A 4,691-nucleotide genomic window follows, 5' to 3' on the forward strand; every position below is an offset into this window, starting at 1 on the left:
GAATGATCACGGATCCCGTGTCCGCTCTGTCATCCACCCCAACCAGCGACACTCTGACGCCAGTTGGGCGATCCCGGGAACTTGCGCAAGCCCTGTGTGACGTGGCGAGTAAGCAGTCGGCCTGGCGGGCTGAGCGCTCTGGTTGGCGAGCTGAGCATTGCGGCTGGTGAGGGAGTTGATCTCTGTCCGGCGTCGGTATCTGCGGATGCCGTTGCAGAGCGGGTGCATAGGATCGCGGGCATGACACTGCGACCTGTCCTGGTGAACATAAAGGCTCTTGATGACTCGGCGGTCGGCCGGTTCTGGGCGGAGGCGCTCGGCTGGAGTGTTACCGGCGAGGGATCGGGCGCGACCGCCGCCAAACCCGTCGGCTTCGATTGGCTGGACCCGGTCGGCGTATGCATCGACGTCATTGCCGTCCCGGAACCCAAGACGGCAACAAAGAACCGTGTGCACGTCGATCTCGCCACCACCTCTGCGGCCCATCAAACGGAGTTGGTCGCGCGCCTTAAAGCTCTCGGCGCGACGCCCGCCCACGTGGGCCAGGGTGACGTGCCGTGGACGGTCCTCGCCGACCCGGAGGGCAACGAGTTCTGCGTGCTGGAGCCTCGGGAGATGTACCGTGACACCGGGCCGATCGCCCGGGTGGTGGTCGACTGCACGGATCCGCGGGCCATGGCCCGGTTCTGGGACGAGGCGATGGACTGGACCCTGCACGAAGTGACGGACGACCATGCGGTGTGGCGCTCGGCCAAGATGGTCGGCCCGTATCTTGAGTTCCTCCGCTCACCCGACGTGAAGACTGTGCCGGACCGCGTCCATCTTGACCTGGTGCCGGACCCTGGTGACAACAAAGCAGCCGAGGTCGCCCGGCTGCGGGCCCTCGGCGCCGCCGACCTCGACGTCGGCCAGGGCGATGTCCCGTGGACGTGTCTTACCGACCCGGAGGGTCACGAGTTCTGCGTCCTCGCCCGGTCCTGACGCGGAGCCTTGACCACACCCCGACACGCACACCTCGTCTACTCATGCGCCACCACCCCGGGCGGGCCGGACTGTAGCGTCCCGGTCAATCCGGGCGGCGAGAGCTTGTGTGTCGGGGCGAGATCGGCTTGCTCACCGACCATAACGCTCAACTCGCCAACTGAAGCTCTCAGTCACACCGGATGTGTGAGCCGAAGCACGATAGTTGTCACATAGGCATGCTTGCTGTCACTGGCGAAGTCATCGGCCGTTGCCGACCGCTTTCGGCCGCTTTGCAGTGCAGCAGCAGTTTGGTGCTCGGTAGTAGGGAGGATGGTCGTCGGGTGTCCTGAGACCGACAGCTTGGTGATCATGCGCTGCTGGCGCTCGGCCAGGGCCTTCGGCAGGAACGCAAGCAATTTTCGGTGCAGTAACAGATGCCGGTGGGCGGGAGTCGGGATCCCTTTTTTAAAGACCGCCTCTTTCTCCGTGCTACGGGCCCATTACACCATGCTGCGGCGACTCATCCACAGATTACCAAGGTTTTGGGCGCTGGCAAGAGCACCAAAAGTGATGAGACTGACGGCGACGGGGCTCAAGCCAAAGGCGAGATCGGCCCAGAAATGTTCGTGGTATCTGCCGTCTAGCCACTCGAAGAAGCCGATCATGACGTCGAAGAAAATAAATTTGAGTATCCCCGGAATAGCCCATGCCAGCGTCGGTATGGCCAGTAATATGGAAGGGCCATACGGCGAAGCCTCGTGTGCCACAAAAATGTAGATAATGACGACTATGACGGCCGCTGTGAAATAGACATTGGCGATGCCGTGCCACGTAGCGGTAGAGGGGCCGATGGCGCCCTTGGGTCGAGGCCCGTCTTCGTGAAAATAATTAACCAGTCCGTCGGCGGTGACTTTGATGACAAAAAGCCATGCCGCGATGATTACGCCGATAACGAAAGACATCGCAAATGCGGCAACGCGACCAATGCGCGTCATTGAGCGTGCGGTGTTGCGAACGTCAATGACCGTAATCGAGACCCAGTTCGCAAATCGCACGGCCTGCTTGCCGAAACCAATCCATCCCATGATGGCGGTATAAGCGGTATAAATTGCCGCGATTGTCGCCCCGAACAGGTAGACGATTATTGCAGATTTGACTGATTCTACGTCTGTAATGCTTGGCATGCCCCCCCTAGCGCAACCTGATTGCGCCTTGATTTTTGCACAGAGCTTAGAGCTTGCCCAGAGTCATGACGCCGTCGCCGATTGCCTGTCCGCCACCACGGCGCGGTCTGCACGGGCGGAACGGCCGGTACTGGTTCACCCCGGGTGTGGAAGCTCAAGCAAGGGCAACTGCGGTGCGCCAGCGCAGATCGAATTGCCCACGGGCGACCGAAGGCAGTGACAAGAAGCCTGCAAACTCGGCATCGGTGACAACAGGGCTGCCTCGCTGGTGACAACCATCCTGCCTTGTGCCCCGTTCAACACCCACGTCAGTTGACCGCGACGGTGACACTTATCGTGCTTCGGCTCAATGTGACTGAGCGCTTCAGTTGGCGAGTGAGCGTGACGCCTGGCGGGCTGAGCTTTCAGTGTCGAGTGCAGTGTGATCGCCGAGTGGGGGATATTCGTGATGAGGGTTGGTTCGCTGGAGGGGCCGGCCAGCGGTTGGCCTGTCAGGCGGCCGGGTGGGGGTGGGCGGCCAGCCACAGTTGCAGCTCACGGTGCCGGAATTGGTAGGCCGGACCGGAAAACCGCATAAGTCCTGCGTCGCAGCTCCAGTCCAAGAACCGGGCCAGCCGGAACGGAACTCTCTTCCGTGCGCACAGAAGGAATGCCACGTAACGCCACGCGGCGCAGCTGGGACTCGCGCCAGGCGCCCCGACCCCCAGTCCGACCACAAGCCCGGCCCACAGCCCGGCCCACAGTCCCACCGCGACTCCGCGCCACAGCCCGCCCCCCAGCCCGACTCCTAGGCCGACTGCCAGTCCGAGCGTCAGGGCGCGTCGTGCGTCTTCTCCGATGATGGTTCCCGGCTTGGCCGCTGAGCTCAGATCTGCCGTCAGCCCGAACGGCACTCCAATCACCAGGCAGATCGCCAGCCCGACCACAAGCCCGGACTGCAGCCCGGCCACCAGCCCAGCCCCCAGCGCGGCCAGAAGCCCACCCGCCAGTCCCTGCGCCAATCGACCACGCCCGGCGGGGGTCGCTAGTGGGTGGAGGTCGAGACGCCCTGCGGCCGGCTCCTTCATCCAGCCGTGGCTGATACCGAGCAGGAGAGGCAGGGTTCCAACGACGGAAAAGTTGGTCAAGGAGTCAGAGGGCCGGATGAGCAGTGAGAGGGGAAGGAGAAAGGCCAGGCTGGTCAGTACGGCGTCGGCGGTCCGGACGCGTGCTGGTCCGCCCATGGGCCACAAGTGGTCGAGGGCAATGTCGGTACGGTTCGGGGTCCCGGGGGTGGGGGCGAGGTAGGCGGCGAGTTGGTGGAGCCAGTGGTGGATCTGCCGGGGGGTGTAGCCGTGAGGGTTGGAGTCGGCGGCCGCGGTGATGTACTGGGCCAGGAGGTGATCCACGAGGTCTACGGCCCCGGAGTGGGCGAGCAGTTCGGTGGGATCGCCGGTGCGGTGGTAGACGGTGGCGGTCAGACACAGCCGCCACGGCGTCGACAGCACCATGGCGTGCACCGACCCCGGGTGGGCGGTCAGATGATCAAGCAGGGGCTGCCAGCGTGGCAGATCGCGGGCCCGGGCAGCCAGGTAGGAGGCGGCGGGGCTGCTGCCGACGGGGGCGATGGCGATCCGGGCCGCGTCCAGCAGGAGATCCGCCGTCGTCAGCGCGTCGTAGTGTGCGGTCCGGCAGGTCAGCACCAGCGGTGCTGACCTGCCGGAGTCCTGGTAGGCGCTGAGCTGCTCCAGGGCTACACGCGCGCGGGGAGCGGCCGGGTCCGGCTGACCGTCGGGGAGGGTGGGATCCATCTCGTCCAGGCCGTCCAGCACCGGCAGCACGAGTCCGTGCGCGACGAGGTTGGCCGCGACCGCTGTGGTGAGGTTGAAGGTCTCGACCAGCCGCTGCGCCAGAACCTCGCGCAAGGGGACTTCGGTGTCCCATTGAGCCAGCGGGACCCGTACCGGCACCGGGTCGGCATCCTGGCGATTCGCAACCAGGTCGAGCAGCAGTTGCAGGGCGAGCACGGTCTTGCCTGCCCCTGGGGCGCCGGTGATGACCAGCCGGGCCGGATGGGTGGCGCGATAGTAGTCCGAGACGTCTGGCAAACCCACTCCCGGGTCCGCGATCCCCAAACCTGCCGCTGGTGCGCTCGCCGCCCGTACCGAATTCGGCACCAGGTCGTAGCGCAGGTTGATCCGCGCGGTGTCCCTGCCCAGCAACTGCGTCAGGACCCGGCCCTCGCTCTCGGCCACCAGCCGGGCCAGCGACCGCGCCTGTCCCAGCGCCAGATCCGCCTCCACACCCTCCGGGGACTTCCGGAACCCGGCCAGCATCCCCACGACGCCAGCCACGGCAAGCGGGAACCCCAACACCGTCACCAAATCCGCCGGCCCCAGCCCCCCGTGCCACGCCTGCCGGAGTGCGTACACCACCGAAGCGGCCACCGGAGCCGCGGCCACCGCACCCACTAGTGCCGCATCAGGCAATGTTTGCCCTGTCGACGACCGCGCGTAGGCGCCGGTCGTCGGCGTGGCGGTTCCGCCAGATGATGTAGCGGCGGAT

At 65.3% G+C, this 4,691-nt stretch carries 4 protein-coding genes; 1 reads left to right on the plus strand and 3 read right to left on the minus strand.

What is annotated here, in order from left to right; all coding sequences use genetic code 11:
- Positions 1–240 precede the first annotated feature (240 nt).
- Entirely contained in the window at positions 241–981 is a 741-nt protein-coding gene (locus ABZX30_RS37715) for a VOC family protein (RefSeq protein ID WP_355942850.1), read from the plus strand.
- 173 nt (positions 982–1,154) lie between these two features.
- Here the strand turns inward: ABZX30_RS37715 and ABZX30_RS37720 are convergent, their stop codons facing one another.
- From ABZX30_RS37720 to ABZX30_RS37730, 3 genes are all read right to left on the minus strand, one after another.
- Positions 1,155–1,379 (minus strand): hypothetical protein, encoded by a 225-nt coding sequence (locus tag ABZX30_RS37720; protein ID WP_355942853.1) that lies wholly within the window; start codon positions 1,377–1,379, stop codon positions 1,155–1,157.
- A gap of 84 nt (positions 1,380–1,463) precedes the next feature.
- A complete protein-coding gene (locus ABZX30_RS37725; protein WP_355942856.1) occupies positions 1,464–2,147 on the minus strand; it encodes a hypothetical protein in 684 nt (227 codons plus the stop codon).
- A 491-nt stretch (positions 2,148–2,638) separates the two neighbouring features.
- Positions 2,639–4,691 (minus strand): NACHT domain-containing protein (locus ABZX30_RS37730; RefSeq protein WP_355942859.1); only part of this gene is annotated, 2,053 nt, incomplete at its 5' end.

Source organism: Streptomyces sp. NPDC004542 (genome assembly GCF_040610035.1).
GTDB lineage: Bacteria > Actinomycetota > Actinomycetes > Streptomycetales > Streptomycetaceae > Streptomyces.